This window comes from Nesterenkonia sandarakina (assembly GCF_014138825.1).
Lineage (GTDB): Bacteria > Actinomycetota > Actinomycetes > Actinomycetales > Micrococcaceae > Nesterenkonia > Nesterenkonia sandarakina.
In genome coordinates, this window is sequence record NZ_JACJIH010000001.1 from 1732196 (window position 1) to 1749780 (window position 17585).

Here is a 17585-nt window from a genome sequence, read left to right on the forward strand (position 1 = left end):
CGTGGACGGCGTCCTCACCGCAACCTGGACACACAGCGGGCCCGCACCGGTGATCATTCACCGATGCGGGCCCGCTGTATGAGTTGGGGCTGCCGCTGCGCGACCTCCCCGCTCAAGAGTGCTCTACTTGACGTCCTCGTCCACCCAGTCGAAGGTCCGGGTCACGGCCTTCTTCCAGAGTCGCATCTGACGGTCACGCTCCGCCGCATCCATCGACGGCAGCCAGCGCTTGTCCTCGGACCAGTTCGCCGCCAGCTCATCGGTGTCGCTCCAGAAGCCGACGGCGAGCCCGGCCGCGTAGGCCGCGCCCAGCGCCGTGGTCTCGGTGACCTTGGGGCGCACCACGGGAATCCCGAGGATGTCGGCCTGGAACTGCATCAGGGCGTCGTTGGCGACCATGCCGCCGTCGACCCGCAGGTCCTCCATGTCGACTCCCGCGTCTGCGTTGGCCGCGTCGAGCACCTCGCGGGTCTGGAAGGCCGTGGCCTCCAGGGCGGCGCGCGCGATGTGACCCTTGTTCACGAAGCGGGTCAGACCGACGATGGCTCCACGCGCCTCGCCCCGCCAGTAGGGGGCGAAGAGCCCGGAGAACGCCGGCACCACGTAGACCCCGCCGTTGTCCTCCACGGACTTGGCCAGCTGCTCCACCTCGGGAGCGGTCTTGATGAAGCCCAGGTTGTCCCGCAGCCACTGGATCAGTGATCCGGTCACGGCGATGGAGCCTTCCAGGGCGTAGACCGGCTTGGCGTCTCCCAGCTTGTAGCAGACCGTGGTGAGCAGCCCGTTCTCGGAGCGCACGATCTCCTCACCGGTGTTCACGATCAGGAAGTTGCCGGTGCCGTAGGTGTTCTTGGCCCCGCCCTTCTCGAACGCCGCCTGGCCGAAGGTCGCGGCCTGCTGGTCGCCCAGGATTCCGGCCACAGGGGTCTCACGCAGCAGCTGCGCACCGTGGACCTTGCCGTAGACCTCGGAGGAGGACTTGATCTCGGGAAGCATCGAGCGGGGCACCCCGAAGGCCTTCAGGATCTCGTCATCCCAGCTGAGGGTCTCGAGGTCCATGAACATGGTCCGAGAGGCGTTGGTGACATCGGTGATGTGCACGCCGCCCTCGGTGCCTCCGGTGAGGTGCCAGGTGATCCAGGAATCGGTGTTGCCGAAGAGCAGGTCACCGGCCTCCGCCTTGGCGCGGGCGCCCTCGACGTTGTCCAGGATCCACTTCACCTTGGTGCCGGAGAAATAGGTGGCCAGCGGCAGCCCGACCTTGGACTTGAAGCGCTCGACCCCGCCGTCGGCGGCGAGCTCGTCGACGATCGGCTGGGTGCGAGTGTCCTGCCAGACGATCGCGTTGTAGACGGGTTCTCCGGTGTTCTTGTCCCAGACCACAGTGGTCTCGCGCTGGTTGGTGATGCCCACTGCGGCGATGTCGTGCCGGGTGAGGTTCACCTTGGAGAGCGCGTTGCCGATGACCTCCCGGGTGTTGTTCCAGATCTCCATCGGGTCGTGCTCGACCCATCCGGCCTTCGGGAAGATCTGCTCGTGCTCCTTCTGACCCGAGGACACGATGTTCCCGCTGTGGTCAAAGATGATCGCGCGACTTGACGTGGTGCCCTGGTCGATCGCAATGACGTATTTCGACATGTTGTTCTCCTCTTTGAGTGTTCTCTGCCTCGATGCTGCTGCCGTGGGCGGCTGCGAAGCCGCCGGGACGTGCTGCGGTGATCAGGCGACGGCGGGGAAGCTGACCACCATGGCCAGCAGACCTCCCAGAGCGCCACCGATCAGGGGACCGACCACCGGCACCCAGGCATAGGACCAGTCGCTGCTGCCCTTGCCCTTGATCGGCAGCAGTGCATGCACCAGTCGGGGGCCCAGGTCACGTGCCGGGTTGATGGCGTAGCCGGTGGGTCCACCCAGGGAGGCGCCGATGCCGACGACCAGCAGCGCCACGGCCAGCGGGCCGAGGCCCGATGGTGTGCTGCCCTGCGCGATGATCACGAAGACCAGGACGAAGGTGCCCACGATCTCGGTCACCAGGTTCCATCCGTTGGAGCGGATGGACGGTCCGGTGGAGAAGACCCCGAGCTTGGTGGCGGCATCGGGTTCGGCGTCGAAGTGCTGCTTATAGGCCAGGTAGCACAGCACGGCACCGATCATGGCGCCGAGCATCTGCGCTGCGAAGTAGAGCAGCACATTGAGCAGCGACTTCTCGATGTCCGGGCCCAGCGTCGCGGTCTCGGAATTGACCAGCAGGCCGATGGTGACCGCGGGGTTCAGGTGCGCCCCGGAGAGGGCGGCCACATAGACACCGGCGAAGACGCCGAGCCCCCAGCCGAAGTTGACCATGAGGAATCCGCCATTGTTGCCCTTCGTGCCTCGCAGCGCGACGTTGGCGACAACGCCACCGCCGAGCAGCAAGAGCAACATGGTGCCGAAGGTCTCGGCGACGAATGCTTCTAGAGACATCTTTGGCTCCTTTCTGTATTCATTTCTGTGGGGGCCCCAGCCGGATGCTGTGACTCCTCCGACCCCAGCGGTGACGGTGGGGAGTTCTGAGGCCGCACGGGGCAGGAGCCCCGTGCGGCGCGAGAGCCTAGGCCACCCGGGCCTTCAGCTCGACGTTGTGCCAGTCGCGCAGTACCCGCTCGGCATGCTCGATCTCGTTCTGCGTCTGCGCACCGTCCCAGTCCAGCAGCGGGGCCAGGGTCTCGCCGAGTTCGCGCAGCAGCTCCGCAGTGACCAGGCCGCGGAAGGCCAGGGAGGTGCGTCGGATCAGGACGTCGATCAGGTGACCGATCTGCTCATGCTCCACCATGTAGGCGAGCTCGCGGTGGCTCAGCTCAGATGTGGAGTCGAGGTCCTGGTCCGAGCCTGCGCGCAGGTGAGCGATGACCTCTTCTGCGCGGGTCCCGTAACGGGTCAGCAGACCCTCCACTCGCTCCGCGGAGAGGCCGTCGCCGGTGTGCGCCATGACCCAGGCCTTCTGGCCGGAGACCGTCTTGGGGAAGTCCGCGCCGCCGCCGATGGCGAGTCCTGCGGTGCTCACCGTGCGGCGCTTGCCCAGGATCTCGAGCACATCGTTGGTCATGTGCTCGGAGAGCGCCCGGAAGGTGGTCCACTTTCCGCCGACCAGGCTGAGCATGGTCACCGGCTGGTCCGCGGTGTGCACGGAGCGGTGCTCGATCCTGTAGTCCCGTGAGACGAATCCGGGCTGGGTGGCGTCGTGGCGGGGCAGCGGCCGCACCCCGGAGAAGCTGTAGACCACATGTCCCGGCTCCACCTCGATCTTGGGGAACACCTGACCGATCAGGTCGATGAAGTAGTCGACCTCCTCGGGGGTGCAGACGGCCGGTTCGTTGACATCGACGTCGATGTCGGTGGTGCCCACCAGCACCCGATCCTCGATGGGGTAGATCAGCACGATGCGACCATCGGTGTTCTCGAAGAACATCTCGCGGCCCGCGCAGGCGGCCAGCAGCTCCGGGTGGTCCAGGACGATGTGGGAGCCCTTGGTTCCGCCCATGAAGGCGCTGGGCTCACCGAGGGACTCGTTGGTCCCGTCCACCCAGGCGCCGGTGGCGTTGACGATCACATCGGCGGTGAAGGGGAACTCGTCTCCAGTGAGCTCATCGCGCAGCGTCACCGTCTCCCCATCGCGAGCCACCGCGCTGACGTAGTTGGTGGCGCGGACCTCAGCATTGGCGTTGAGGCCGTCGCGCAGCACGTCCAGGGTCATCCGCTCCGGGTTGTGCACCGAGGCGTCGAAGTAGGTCGCGGTGTAGCGAACGTCCGGACGCAGGTCGGGGAGCTGGGAGAGGGACGAGCGGCGACCGGCGAAGCGGTGGCGGGGAACGGCGCCGCCGTCGCGGGAGAACCAGTCATACATGGTCAGTCCGGCCTTGATCAGGAACGCTCCACGCTCCCGGGGCTGGCCCTGCTGACGGTGCGTGATGAACCGCAGCGGTGCCGCAAGGATCCCGGAGAAGGTGCTGAAGATCGGGATGGTGGTCTGCAGCGGCTTGACGTAGTGCGGTGCGGTCTTCAGCAGTCCGTTGCGCTCCACCACGGATTCGCGGACCAGCCGGAACTCGCCGTTCTCCAGGTAGCGGATCCCGCCGTGGATCATGTGCGAGGACGCCCCGGAGGCGCCCTGGCAGTAGTCTCCGCGTTCCACCAGTGCCACATCGACACCCTGCAGTGCGAGATCGCGGAAGGTGCCCACACCGTTGATTCCGCCGCCGATGATCAGTACGGAGGCTCGGGGGGTCTCCTTGAGCCGACGAACTTCTGCGCGCTGCGCGGGTGTGCGAGTCTCACCATTGGTCACCGTTGTGTCGGGCATCACATTCTCCTCAGGGCAGTGCTGGGTGCATCGGGGTCCTCCGTGTGCATAGGACCACTCTTGAAACTTTGAGACAGATAGTCAATGGTGGTGCACAGACGTGCAAGCTCGACGGAGGGAATCGCCATCAACGCCGCGACTGAGAAGGATAGACCCACTTCGGGTGCACATTCATCCACCCGGGAGCCGGCGCGATCTCGCAGCAGCGAGGCCCTGCGCGCGGCGCAGATGTACTACCTCCAGGACCTGACCATGAACGCCATCGCCAGGGAGCTGCGCACCTCGCGCTCCACGGTCTCGAGGCTGCTCTCACTGGCCCGGGATACCGGCCTGGTCGAGATCCAGGTCAACAATCCGGCGCACCGGGCGCCGTATCTGGAGCACGAGATCCGGCGCCGCTTCGGCGTCGAGGCCCATGTGGTGCCGGTCTCGGATCTGATCAGTGATTCCGAGGCGCTGGACCGAGTGGCGATCCAGGCGGCACGGACCATCGGCCCGCTGGTCGATTCCAACGCGATCATCGGGGTCGCCTGGGGGTCCACGCTCAGCGCGGTGAGTCAGCATCTGAGCCGACGGATCACCCATGACAGCACGATCGTCCAGCTCAATGGGGCCGGCAACACCCAGACCACCGGAATCGCCTATGCCAGTGAGATCCTGCGTCGGTTCGGTCACGCCTACGGCGCCCGGGTCGAGCAGTTCCCGGTGCCGGCCTTCTTCGATCACGCCGACACCAAGACCGCCATGTGGGCCGAACGCAGCGTGCAGCGGATCCTTGGGCTGCAGCAGCGCATGACCATGGCCATCTTCGGCGTCGGCTCGACGAACTCCGGGATTCCCAGCCACGTGTACTCCGGCGGTTACCTCGACGATGCGGACCTGCGCGCGCTGGACGCTGAGGGCGTGGTCGGGGACGTGGCCACGATGTTCTTCCGCTCCGACGGGAGCCACCAGGATCTGCAGATCAATCAGCGCAGCACCGGGCCGGACCTGGAGCTGCTGCTCCGGGTGCCGCGGCGGATCTGCATCGTCTCCGGGGAGACCAAGATCAGCGGACTCCGCGGAGCGCTGGCGGCCGGGCTGCCCACGGATCTGATCCTGGATGAGGCCACCGCACGCTGGCTGGTCCAGGAGGGGTAGCACGCGGCCCGGCGGGTGAGCCGGCTTCAGCGGCCGGCGCGTCAGTGGGGCCGCTCCAGCGGCCGGGGCTTCAGACTCTGGGAGCGCTGGACCTCAGGCTTCGGGGTAGTCGTAGAAGCCCTTCCCGGACTTCTTGCCGAGCTCACCGCGGGCGACCATCTCGCGCATCAGCTTCGGCGGGGCGAACCGCTCCCCCAGCTGCGACTCGAGGTATTCCGCGATGCCCAGCCGCACGTCCAGGCCGACGATGTCGGTCAGTGCCAGCGGACCGATCGGGAACTTATAGCCCAGCACCATCGCGTTGTCGATGTCCGCCGGAGCCGCGACGCCCTCTTCGACCATCCTGATGGCTTCAAGCCCGATGGCCACCCCCAGCCGGGAGGAGGCGAAGCCGGGTGCGTCCTTGACCACCACGGGGGTCTTCCCCAGCCCCTCGACCCAGCGCGGGCTCAGCGCGGCGAGCTCCTCTCCGGTGCGCTCGGCGAGGACCACCTCCACCAGCTTTGAGGCGGGCACCGGGTTGAAGAAGTGCAGTCCGCAGAACCGCTCGGGGCGCTGCAGCTGCTCGGCGAGATCGGTGATCGACAGTGAGGAGGTGTTCGTGGCCAGCCACGCCTCGGGCGCCAGCTGCGCCTCGGCACGGCGCAGCGACTCCACCTTCAGCGTCATGTCCTCGGGCACCGCCTCGACCACCAGGCCGCAGCGCGCGAACGCGCCGACCTCCGCGGTGGCGGTCAGCCGGTCCGTCCAGTCGGAAAGCTCACCGTTGATCTTGCCCCGGGTCAGCGAGGCTTCGAGGTCCTTGGTGATCCGTGCGGCGGCGGCCTGCGCCGCCGTCTCGGAGACATCGACGACGATGACCTCCGCGGCCCCGGCCACAAGGAAGGCGTGGGCGATCCCCGCGCCCATCCGGCCTCCCCCGAGCACGCCGACGACGGCGGGGAAGGGCTGGGCTGCTGCGCTCGGGGTGCTCATCGGTTCTCTCCTGAGGTTGATTCTGTCTTCGCGGCAGCCTTGGCCTCGCGGCGGTCCAGGAAGGCCTGCATCCGATCGAACTTGGCCTCGGACTCGAAGAGGATCGCTTGGGCGAGGTTGTCGATCTGCGGGTGGGCCTCGCGGGGCATGGCGAAGACCTGTTTGCTGATCCGCACGGCCAGCGGGTCCTGCTTGGCGATCCGGTCTGCGAGCGCGTGAGCGGCATCAAGCAGCCCCTCCGCCGGGTGGATCGCGCCCAGCAGTCCGTGCTCCAGGGCCTCCTGGGCGTCAAGGATCCGCCCGGCGAGCAGGATCTCCTTGGCGATGCCCTCCCCGGCGAGCTCGCGCAGCCGCCAGAGCGCCCCGGCGGCGGGGATGATGCCCAGCCCGGTCTCGGGCTGTCCGATCTTCACCCCCGGGGTGCCCAGGCGAAAGTCGGCCGCCCATGCCAGCTCCGCCCCGCCGCCGAGGGCGTAGCCGTCCAGTGCGGCGATCACCGGCATGGGCAGCTTGGCGAGACGTTCGAAGGCGGTGGAGTTGACCCCGCGCAGGGCGTCCGCGCGGCGTCGTTCTCTGAGTTCCGCGATGTCGGCTCCGGAGGCGAAGATGCCCTTGCCCCCGGATTCGGTCCCGGAGAGGATCAGCACCTTCGGGTGGTGCTCCAGGTGCGCGCAGACCGCGTGCAGCTCGGTGATCATCCTCGCGTCAATGGCGTTTCGGACCTTGGGACGGTCGAGCTGGGCGTGCAGCCGGTCGGGCGACTCGGTGACCGTGAGCGTGGAGAAGCCGGCGGCGTCGAGCATGGTGGAATCCTGTGCGCTCATGGCCTCAGACCCGCTCCAGCAGCAGGGCAGATCCCTGGCCCACGCCCACACACATGGTCGCTAGTCCGCGGGTCACGCCTTCATCCTCCATGCGCCGTGCCAGGGTCAGCACGATCCGGCAGCCGGAGGAGCCCAGCGGATGGCCCAGGGCGATCGCGCCGCCGTCGGCGTTGACGATGGCCGGGTCCAGGCCGAGCTGGCGCATGCTGGCCAGGGACTGGGTGGCGAAGGCCTCGTTGAGCTCCACGGCGCCGAGCTCGGGGATCTCCCACCCGGCGCGGGCCATGGCCTTGCGTGTGGCCGGGACCGGGCCCATGCCCATGATCTCCGGGGCGAGGCCGGCGTTGGCGCCGCCGGCGATCCGTGCCCGGGGGGTCAGACCGTACTTCTCGACGGCGGCCTCGGAGGCCACGATGACTGCGGAGGCGCCGTCGTTGAGCGAGGAGGCGTTGCCTGCGGTGACCACCGAGCCCCCGGCGACGACGGGGCGCAGTCCCGCCAGGGACTCCGCGGTGACCCCGCGCCGGGGGCCTTCGTCGGTGTCCACCACGGTGACCGCGCCCTTGCGCCCGTGCACCTGGACCGGGGTGATCTCCCGGGCCAGCCGGCCGGCGTCGATCGCGGCCAGCGCGCGGCGCTGGGATTCCGCGGCGAAGGCGTCGGCGTCCTCCCGAGAGACGCCCTCGACCCGGGCGACCTCCTCGGCGGTCTCGGGCATGGAGAAGGTGCGCTTCTCGATGGCCATGAACTCAGGATTGGTGAAGCGCCAACCGATGGAGGTGTCCACCACCTCGCCGGGCTTGGCGAAGGCAGTGGTGGGCTTGGCCATCACCCAGGGCGCCCGGGACATGGACTCCACTCCCCCGGCGACGACGATGTCCGCGGCGCCGGCGGCGATCATGTGCTGGGCCTGGGAGATCGCGCTCATCCCGGAGGCACAGAGCCGGTTGACCGTGATGCCGGGGACGCTGTCCGGGAAGCCGGCGAGCAGCCAGGCCATCCGGGCCACATTGCGGTTCTCCTCACCGGCGCCGTTGGCGTTGCCGAGGATCACCTCATCGACGTCGGCGGGGTCGATCCCGGACTCCTCGACCACCTGGCGCACCACCAGGGCGGCGAGGTCATCGGGACGCACCGAGGACAGCGCGCCGCCGTAGCGGCCGACCGGCGTGCGAGTGCCAGAGACAAGATATGCAGGGCTGATCGCCACGTCATGCGCCTTTCACAGGAATAACTGACCGATCGTTCACCTAGTACTCTTCCACGAGTGGCCTGTGCGGTCAATCACAGCAGGTGGCTGCTCAGCGGGTGACACAGCAAGGGGCGGCGCCTCGACCTGAGACTCCGCCCCTCACTGACCCGCCCCTGCTGTTCCGCCGCAGACCTACTGCAGCAGCGTCTTGTCGTCGACCACCGCGCCCTTGAGCTTGCCGAACTCGGCGAGCAGGTCCTGCGGGGTCATCTGCGACTTCTGCTCGGCGCCGACATCGAGGATGATCCGGCCCTCATGCATCATGATCAGCCGGTTGCCCACCTCCAGGGCCTGGACCATGTTGTGGGTGACCATCAGCGTGGTCAGGCCCTTGTCCTGGACCACGCTGCGGGTCAGCCGGGTGACCAGGTCTGCGCGCTGCGGATCAAGCGCCGCGGTGTGCTCATCGAGCAGCAGCACGCGCGGGTCCGAGTAGGTGGCCATGAGCAGGCTCAGCGCCTGCCGCTGGCCTCCGGAGAGCAGCCCGACCTTGGTCTTCAGCCGGCCCTCCAGGCCCAGCTCCAGCTGCTTGAGCGCCTCGGCGAAGCGTTCCCGCTTGGCCTTGGTAACTCCGCGGGAGAGCCCGCGCGGGCGTCCGCGGCGATCCGCCAGTGAGAGGTTCTCCTCGATGCTCAGGTTCGGCGCGGTGCCGGCCATCGGGTCCTGGAAGACCCGTCCGACTTTGGCGGCCCGCTGGTGTTCTTTGAGCCTGCTGACGTCGGCACCGTCCAGGGAGACCACACCGGCGTCCTGGTGGATCCGGCCGGCCACGGTGTTGAGCAGCGTGGACTTGCCCGCGCCGTTGGAGCCGATGACGGTGACGAAGTCCCCTTCGCTCAGCTCGAGATTCACATCCACCAGCGCGCGGCGCTCGTTGACGGTGTGCGGGAAGAACGTCTTGGAGACTGAAGCGACGGTCAACATCTCAGGCTCCCTTCTCTGCCGAGGACTTCGGCAGGTGTGCATCGGAGGTGGTCAGCGGTCCCGCGGCCTCCGCGAGCGGGGAGGAGGACTTCCGGCGCAGACTCAGCTTCGAGAAGCCCTTCCACTGCGGCAGTAGAAGCGCCGCCACGACCAGCACGGCGGACATCAGCTTCATGTCATTCGGGTTCAGCCCGACGTTGAGTGCGAGCTGGATCGCCAGCCGGTAGACCACCGCACCCAGGATCACTGCGAGGGTGGCCTGGATGACGGTGCGGCTGCCGAAGATGGCCTGCCCCACGATCACCGAGGCCAGCCCGACCAGGATCAGGCCGATGCCCATCCCGATGTCGGCGAATCCCTGGTGCTGGGCGACCACGGCGCCGGCGATGCCGACCAGCCCGTTGGAGAGCATCAGTCCGATGATCTTCTGCCGGTCGGTGCTCACGGCGAAGGAGCTGATCATCTGCTCGTTGTCACCGGTGGCGCGCAGCGCCAGACCATTATCGGTCTGCAGGTACCAGTCCATCACCAGCTTGAAGATCAGGGCGACGACGGCGAGCACCGCCACCGAGGTCCAGCCCACGCCGGTGAAGCCGCGCATCATGGAGATCACGGTGTCCTGGCCCAGCAGGGGCACATTGGCCCCGTCCATGATGCGCAGGTTGATCGAATACAGCCCGATCATCGTCAGGATGCCGGCCAGCAGGCCGTTGATGTTGCCCTTGGTGTGCAGCAGGCCGGTGATCATCCCAGCCAGGCTGCCCACCACGAAGGCCGCGGCGGTGGCCAGGAAGGGGTCCACCTCATTGGTGATCAGGATCGCCGCCGTCGCCGCGCCGGAGGTGAAGGACCCATCGACGGTCAGGTCGGGAAAGTTCAGAATTCTGAAGGTCAGGTACACGCCCAGGGCCATGATCGCGTAGATCAGCCCGAGCTCGAATGCAGTGATCATGTGTCCTCAATCATCGTCGCGGCCTCGGCCGACGGCGGGTCCACGTCCACCCAGGCCACGGGCGCCGGCACAGCCTGGTGCGGCTGTCCCGGCGCCCGGCCCGGTGGTCATCTCTTGGTGATGGCCGACGACGACGCCGACCAATCCGGTTGCGCCTGATGGCGCGGAGTCACCCGCGGTGGGTCACTCCTCTTCCTCTTCAGCGTCCTCGTCACCCTCAGCCTCGTCTGCCTCGGCGGGGTCCTCGGCCTCGACATCCTCACCGACGACGGTGTCGGCACGGTCGAGCAGCTCCTGGTCCAGCTCGACACCCATGGCCTCGGCGGCCTCGGGGTTCACGATCAGCTCCAGGGTCTCCTGGGTCTCCACGGCCATGGACGCAGGGTCCTCGCCGTCCTGCAGGATCCGCAGCGCCATCTCCCCGGCCTGGCGGCCGAGGTCGCCATAGTTGATGCCGTAGGTGGCCACAGATCCACGGATCACGGAGTCACCCTCGGAGGCGATCACCGGGATGGAGTTCTGCTGTCCGTACTGCAGCACGGACTCCAGGGCCGAGACGACAGCGTTGTCGGTCGGGACCCAGATCGCGTCGACGTCGAGGGACTCCACGCCCTGCTGGACCTCGGAGGAGTTCGAGATGGTCGCTTCCTGGATCTCCAGGCCGAGCTCATCGGCGGCCTCCTGGGCGAGCTCCACCTGCACGGCGGAGTTGGTCTCTCCGGAGGAGTAGACGATGCCCACGGTCTCAGCATCCGGGGCGATCTCCTGGAGCAGCTCGAACTGCTCCATCACCGGGTTCAGATCCGAGGCGCCGGTGATGTTGCCGCCGGGCTCCTCCCAGGAGTCCACCAGGCCGGCTTCCTCAGGGTCGGTGACCGCGGAGAACACGATCGGCTTGTCCGTGACGGCCTGGGCGGCTGCCTGGGCGGTGGGCGTGGCGATGGCATGGACCAGATCCAGATCCGAGGTCGCGAAGGTCCCGGCGATGTTGCTCGCGGTGGCCTGCTCGCCCTGGGCGTTCTGTTCATCCCATTCCACCTCGACACCGGCATCCTCGAAGGCTGCCTTGAAGCCGTCGCGGGCCTCGTCCAGGGACGGGTGGGAGACGATCTGGGTGATGCCGATCGAGTAGCTGCCGCCTTCTTCGCCGGCCTCGCCCTCGGTGTCCTCGCCCTGGGTCTCGCCGCCACAGGCGGTGAGCATCAGAGCAGTGGCGGCGAGCGCCGCCGAGAGCCTCATCGTGGTGCTGCGTGAACGCATAGGTGCTCCTCATCTAGGTGCATCATCCCCGGCGCAGATCGCCTGTGTGGATCTCCGGGTGATGCGGTGCGTGATTCAGGTATTGCGGTGATGCTGCTTCTACGGTGAAGCAGGTGGTGCGGGTGCTACAGGTGGTGCGGGTGATGCTTCTCTGTCCGGTGGCCGCCGTGTTTCCACGGTGTGGAACAGAGATTATCCTGCTCCAGGTCAGCGCCTGGGCATGTCGGCGCGTCGGCAGGTCAGCGCGACCCGGAGGTCACCGTGACCTCTTCGCGTTCGCTGTCGTCGTTGAGGTTGATGCCCTGGAGCTTCTTGGGCACCATCGAGACCGCGATAAAGGAGACCATCGCCAGGATCGCGATGTAGAGACCGATCAGCCAGGACTGGCCGGTGGTGTTCAGGATGGTCTGGGCGATGGTGGCGGCGAAGGCACCGCCGATGATGGAGCCCAGCGCGTAGCCGATGGACACGCCCGAGAATCGGATGTTCGCCGGGAACATCTCGGCGTAGAGCGCGGACTGCGGACCATAGGAGGGGCCCAGCCCGATGGTCAGGATGAAGATGGCCAGCGCGAAGAGCGGCAGCGAGGCGGTGTCCAGCAGGAACCACATCGGGATCGCCCAGACGATGATGATGCCGTAGCCGATCTGGAAGGTCTTGACCCGGCCGATGCGGTCGGAGATGTACCCGCCGAAGAGGGTGAAGATGAACCAGCCGACGCCGCCGATCAGGGACGCGATCAGGGTGTCGTTGCGGTCCATGCCCAGCGTGTTCACGCCGTAGGCGGCGAAGAAGGCGATCACCAGGTAGCCGGCGGCATTGTTCGCGGCGAAGATCAGCGCGGCGAGGAAGGTGTACTTCTTATGCGTGGTCACCAGTTCCTTCAGCGGCGCCGAGGATTCCTTCTTGCGAGCCTTCATCTCCACGAAGACCGGGGACTCGTCGACCTTGAGCCGGATCAGGAAGCCCACGATGATCAGCACGAAGGAGAACAGGAACGGCACGCGCCAGCCCCACTGGAGGAACTGCTCCTCCGTGGTCATGGCATTGAGCGCGAACATGAACCCGGTGGCGAGCAGCATGCCCAGCGGCACACCGATCTGCGGGTAGGCACCGAAGAGTCCGCGCTTGTGCCGGGGGGCGTGTTCCACAGCGAGCAGCGCTGCGCCGCCCCATTCGCCACCGGCGGAAAGCCCCTGCAGCACGCGCAGGGTGATCAGCAGGATCGGTGCCAGCACGCCCCAGGTGGCGTAGGTGGGCAGCAGACCGATGAGCACGGTGGCTCCGCCCATGCCCATCAGGGTGATCACCAGGACCATCTTGCGTCCGTACCGGTCACCGACCCAGCCGGCGAGGATCGCACCCAGCGGGCGGAAGAGGAAGGAGATGCCGACCGAGGCCCAGGCGACGATCTGCGCCAGCGCCGCGTTGTCCTCACCGAGCGGCTCGAAGTACAGCACCGCCAGCACGAAGCCGGCCGCCTGCGCGTAGATGAAGAAGTCGTACCACTCGATGGTGGTGCCGACGAGGGTTCCCGCGAGGACCTTCTTCTCCTCGCGAGTCAGGTCATGCCCCTCGTTGCTGAGGTAGGTGGTCTGGCTCATAGCTGCTCCAAAGGCTGGACACGTCACGATGACGTTCGAGTGATTCTGATGTTCGAGCGATTCTGGTGTTCGAGTGATCCTGGTGGTCGAGTGATCCCGAAGATGCTTCCTGTGACCCAGGTCACGGACACGAGCGCTAATGTACCAGAATTAATGACCGAACGGTTGGTCAGTGAGGTGAAGAGCGAGAATGCCGTCCGATACAGTGATTCCACCGGGACGCAGCACCGCTGTACGGCCCGATGACCCTCCCAGCCCTCGAGAGAACCGCGCGCAGAATCATGCCCTCGACACCCGCCCACCCCGCACCACGCATGCAGTGGATGGACCTGCTGCGCGGGGTGGCCGTGCTGCTGGTCGTGGTGCTGCATGGCTCCGACATCCCACGAGCCAATGGTCTGGGCGTGGATGAATGGGCCCAGCTGAATCTCTACCTCGAGCCCTTCCGGATGCCGCTGCTGATGTTCCTCTCCGGCACGCTGCTCCCCCGCTCCCTGGCCAAGCCCCCCGCCCTCTATCTGTGGGGAAAGTTCGCCAGCATCGTCTGGCCGCTGATGATCTGGCTCGTCGGGTTCGGCGTGCTGATCTATCACGGCGGCCCGGGACGGCTGGAGTATTGGCTCACCGGGGACTACCTCTGGTTCCTGATGGCGCTCACGATCTGCTATCTGGTGGGAATGCTGCTCAAGCCCGCAGTGTCCCGGCCCGGACCGCTCAGCGGGATCGCCGTCGTCGTCTTTCTTCTGATGCTGGTGACCAGGCACTTCACCGAGTTGGAGAACTCGCTTGTCAGCCGGACCCTCTACTACGGAGCCTTCTTCTTCCTGGGTGCGGCCTGCGCCAGGATCCTGCTTCGGTGGGCCACGGCGCCATGGCTGCTGATCGCCGCGCTCGCCGTGATCATGGCGCTGCTGGCCGATCATGGACTCGAAGATCGCGAGTTCCGCGCCGGCAGCCTCTACGCCGCCCCCACGGCGATGATCGGCATCGCGGTCATCCTCTGGGTGGCGCCGCGGATCCCTGCGGGGCGGATCAACAGGTTCATGCAGTGGACCGGCCGCAATTCCCTCGTGGTCTACGTCAGCCACTTCCCGATCATCATCCTGATCCACCGCGGACTCAGCGAGATCGGGGTGGACCCGGTGCTCCACGTCGCGGGCTGCACCATCGGCGGCCTGCTGATGAGCCTGCTCGCGGTCTGGCTGCGCCCCTGGACCCGGTGGCTCTACACCGTGCCGGGTGATCGCCGGGTGGCCTCGAGGCTCGCGGCACGGAACCAGGAGTCGAGCCAGGGCTCCGACCGCATGCGCATGTCCTAGCAAGCAGATAAGGTTTCTCACTGTGAGCACCGCCCTGTACCGCCGCTATCGACCCGACTCTTTCGCCGACGTGATCGGGCAGGAGCACGTCACTGCGCCACTGATGACGGCCCTGGGCAAGGACGCGGTCTCCCACGCCTATCTCTTCTCCGGACCGCGCGGCTGCGGGAAGACCACCTCCGCCCGCATCCTGGCCCGATGCCTGAACTGCGCGCAGGGCCCCACCGGCACCCCGTGCGGCACCTGCGACTCCTGTGTGGACCTTGCCACCGGCGGACCCGGCGCGCTGGACGTCATCGAGATCGACGCCGCCAGCCACGGCGGCGTCGACGATGCCCGGGACCTGCGCGAGCGCGCCACCTTCGCCCCGGTCCGGGACCGCTACAAGATCTTCATCATCGATGAGGCCCATATGGTCACCGCCGCAGGCTTCAACGCGCTGCTGAAGATCGTCGAAGAGCCCCCGGAACACATCAAGTTCATCTTTGCGACCACCGAGCCGGACAAGGTCATCGGAACCATCCGCTCGCGGACCCACCACTACCCGTTCCGGCTGGTCCCGCCCGAGCCGTTGATGGATTATCTGCACCGGCTCTGCGAGCAGGAGGGCGTCACGGTGGCCCCGGGCGTGCTGCCCCTGGTGATCCGCGCCGGCGGCGGCTCGGTGCGCGACACGCTCTCGGTGCTCGACCAGCTGATCGCCGGCTCCGCCGAGCGCACCTTGGACTATGACCGGGCGACGGCGCTGCTCGGCTTCACCCACGCCACGATGCTAGACGAGGTCGTCGAATCCGTGGCCGCCCTTGACGGCGCGAAGGCCTTCTCGGTGGTGGACCGCGTCGTGCAGTCAGGGCAGGACCCGCGCCGGTTCGTCGAGGACCTGCTGGAGCGGCTGCGCGACCTGATCGTGGTGAAGTCAGTCCCGGAGAACCCCGGCGCGATCCTGCGCGGGGTCCCGGAGGACCAGATCCGTTCCATGCAGACCCAGGCGGGCCAGCTGGGCTCTGCGGAACTCTCCCGCGCCGCGGACATCAGCGCTCAGGCGCTGACCGACATGGTCGGCGCCACCTCGCCGCGGCTGCATCTGGAGCTGCTGATGGCGCGACTGCTGCTGCCCCACGCCGAGCAGGGCCACGCCTCGGTGGCGGCGCGCCTGGAACGCGTGGAGCGCAGGCTCGACTTCTCCGCCGGGGCCGGGGTGACCCCCAGTCCCACGGGCGATGCCGCCGAGCCGGCCGAGGGTGCGGCCGCCTCCGCTGCGAGCTCAAGCAACGCCGGCAGTGCCGTCGCAGCAGACACCGCAGCTGGAGCCGGCTCAGCGTCTGGATCTGACTCAGCATCTGGATCCGACTCAGCACCGGGGGCCCCTGCCGAGCCGGATTCCTCGGCAGACCCGAAATGGGCCACCCCAGGAACCAGTCCTGACAGCGCTCCCGCTCCCCCTGGGGCCAAAGCGACGCAGCCGGGGACCGCGACCTGGGGCGCCTCCGGGCGCGAGACCAGCGAATCGCAGGCGCGCAGCTCGGATGGCCCCGGGCGGCAGGAGCCACAGGCCGCCGCGCCTGCCTCACCCGCCGGACCGACCTCACCCGCCGGACCGGCCTCACCGACCGCTGCCGCGCCGGCCGCTTCGACCACTGCCTCGCCGACAGCTCCAAGCACTGCCGCTCAGGGCTCGCAGGGCGCCGGGGGATCCACCGATGAGATGATGCGCCGCGCCTGGCCGGACATCGTGGACTCCCTAAAGTCCCAGTCCCGGATGCTGTGGATGCTGGTCAAGGGCAATGTCAGCATGGGCGGCTTCGACGGTCAGACCCTGGGTCTGGAGTTCGCCAATGAGGGAGCACGGACCACGTTCGCGAACCGGCACGGCGAGCAGGCGATGAACGCAGCGATCGAGGACGTCCTGGGCATGAAGGTCCGCTTCAAGCTTGGCACCGGGGGCACCTCCTCGGCGGGCGGTGGTGGGGGCCCAAAAGCTGAACGCCGGCTGAGCCCGGCGGCCACACCGGATCACCCTGCGGACGACACGCCCGCATGGGTCCTGCAGGAGCCGCCGGAGCCCTATGATCCCGGTTTCGCCGAGGCGCCCCCCGAGCGGCCCGCGGCCCCACCCTCGGAACACCCTGCCGAGTCCGACATCGCTGCCGACCTGGACACCACGGCCGACTCCCAGGACCCCGACGCGAAGGACCTGGATCCCTCGGACCCCGAGTCCACGGACTCCGAGGTCTCCGCTGCTGCGCAGTCCAGAGCAGGCGCACCCTCCGCCGTCTCCCCCGAGGCGGCACCGCACCTGAGCCCCGAGGCGCCAGCACGCTTCGACCGCGAAGCACCAGCAGCCAGCTCCGAGAGCGAGGATGCCTATAAGCCACAGGCCGAGAAGACCCCGGTGCCGGCGTTCGCCCGCCGCGCCGGAACCGGTCCGCGCTGGTCCAGTCCAGCCGATGCCGTTCAGAGTCAGGGCACCGCCTCCTCCGGTGCCGCATCCCAGGGCGCGGCATCCCAGGGCGCCGCATCCCAATGCGTCCCCTCTCCCGGCGCCTCCTCCCAGGGCAGCGCGCCGCAGCGCCCGGCCGCCGGCGGCGCCGCCGTCCCGCAGGGCTCCCCCGCACCGAGCGGCCAGCCTGGCGGTGGCGCACCGAGCCGCGCGGCGGAGATCCGGCGTCGTCTGGCCCAGCGTGGCGGTGGGCCAGGACCGGCCTACGCTGCGGAGCCGCCGGCGGATGATCCCTCGCATCCGGCTCCCCCACCGGACCCGGCATGGGATTCAGGGCCGCCGAGTGACTATGACCAGAGCGCACCGCCATCCTGGGCACAGGGTGAGCCGGAGGATGTCGCCAGCGAGGACGACGTCCCGCTGGAGCACTCCGGAGTCTTCGGGCGAAAGGCGTTCGAGAAACACCTCGGTGCCACCTTGCTGGAGGAGCGCCGGCTCAACGAGTGAGCCGGCGCTAAACTGGATCTCCACCCCTGAAGGAAGGCTCGTCCACACC

General features: G+C 67.8%; 13 protein-coding genes. 3 read left to right on the forward strand and 10 right to left on the reverse strand.

All coding sequences use genetic code 11. The features are described 5' to 3' along the window. Window positions 1–123 precede the first annotated feature (123 nt). From glpK to HNR24_RS07825, 3 genes are all read right to left on the reverse strand, one after another. On the reverse strand, window positions 124–1638 hold the full coding sequence (gene glpK / locus HNR24_RS07815; protein ID WP_058888302.1) for a glycerol kinase GlpK: 1515 nt from the start codon (window positions 1636–1638) through the stop codon (window positions 124–126). Window positions 1639–1719: 81 nt separating this feature from the next. Beyond that, a complete protein-coding gene (locus HNR24_RS07820) occupies window positions 1720–2463 on the reverse strand; it encodes an MIP/aquaporin family protein (protein WP_058888301.1) in 744 nt (247 codons plus the stop codon). Between the two features lie 127 nt (window positions 2464–2590). After that, complete coding sequence (locus HNR24_RS07825; RefSeq protein ID WP_058888300.1) at window positions 2591–4339, reverse strand: glycerol-3-phosphate dehydrogenase/oxidase; 1749 nt, start codon at window positions 4337–4339, stop codon at window positions 2591–2593. A 228-nt stretch (window positions 4340–4567) separates the two neighbouring features. Between HNR24_RS07825 and HNR24_RS07830 the strand changes: the two genes are divergently transcribed. After that, window positions 4568–5479 carry a sugar-binding transcriptional regulator gene (locus HNR24_RS07830; protein WP_259392581.1) on the forward strand — a complete coding sequence of 304 codons (912 nt, stop codon included), beginning with the start codon at window positions 4568–4570 and terminating at the stop codon, window positions 5477–5479. 93 nt (window positions 5480–5572) lie between these two features. Here the strand turns inward: HNR24_RS07830 and HNR24_RS07835 are convergent, their stop codons facing one another. From HNR24_RS07835 to HNR24_RS07865, 7 genes are all read right to left on the reverse strand, one after another. Then, complete coding sequence (locus HNR24_RS07835; protein WP_182495497.1) at window positions 5573–6454, reverse strand: 3-hydroxyacyl-CoA dehydrogenase family protein; 882 nt, start codon at window positions 6452–6454, stop codon at window positions 5573–5575. After that, window positions 6451–7257: an enoyl-CoA hydratase/isomerase family protein gene (locus HNR24_RS07840; protein WP_182496132.1), complete on the reverse strand. Its 807-nt coding sequence runs from the start codon at window positions 7255–7257 to the stop codon at window positions 6451–6453. Before HNR24_RS07840 ends, HNR24_RS07835 begins: the two co-directional genes overlap by 4 nt. 25 nt (window positions 7258–7282) lie before the next feature. After that, window positions 7283–8488 (reverse strand): thiolase family protein, encoded by a 1206-nt coding sequence (locus HNR24_RS07845; RefSeq protein ID WP_182495498.1) that lies wholly within the window; start codon window positions 8486–8488, stop codon window positions 7283–7285. A 174-nt stretch (window positions 8489–8662) separates the two neighbouring features. Next, a complete protein-coding gene (locus HNR24_RS07850) occupies window positions 8663–9454 on the reverse strand; it encodes an ABC transporter ATP-binding protein (RefSeq protein WP_182495499.1) in 792 nt (263 codons plus the stop codon). Window position 9455: 1 nt separating this feature from the next. Further along, a complete protein-coding gene (locus tag HNR24_RS07855) occupies window positions 9456–10406 on the reverse strand; it encodes an ABC transporter permease (protein WP_182495500.1) in 951 nt (316 codons plus the stop codon). A 183-nt stretch (window positions 10407–10589) separates the two neighbouring features. After that, window positions 10590–11666 (reverse strand): ABC transporter substrate-binding protein, encoded by a 1077-nt coding sequence (locus HNR24_RS07860; protein ID WP_179441670.1) that lies wholly within the window; start codon window positions 11664–11666, stop codon window positions 10590–10592. Between the two features lie 239 nt (window positions 11667–11905). Next, complete coding sequence (locus HNR24_RS07865; protein WP_182495501.1) at window positions 11906–13270, reverse strand: MFS transporter; 1365 nt, start codon at window positions 13268–13270, stop codon at window positions 11906–11908. A 281-nt stretch (window positions 13271–13551) separates the two neighbouring features. On the opposite strand from HNR24_RS07865, the gene HNR24_RS07870 reads away from it, so the two are divergent. Continuing rightward, on the forward strand, window positions 13552–14589 hold the full coding sequence (locus HNR24_RS07870) for an acyltransferase family protein (protein WP_182495502.1): 1038 nt from the start codon (window positions 13552–13554) through the stop codon (window positions 14587–14589). A gap of 22 nt (window positions 14590–14611) precedes the next feature. Further along, entirely contained in the window at window positions 14612–17536 is a 2925-nt protein-coding gene (locus tag HNR24_RS07875) for a DNA polymerase III subunit gamma and tau (protein ID WP_182495503.1), read from the forward strand. Window positions 17537–17585 lie beyond the last annotated feature (49 nt).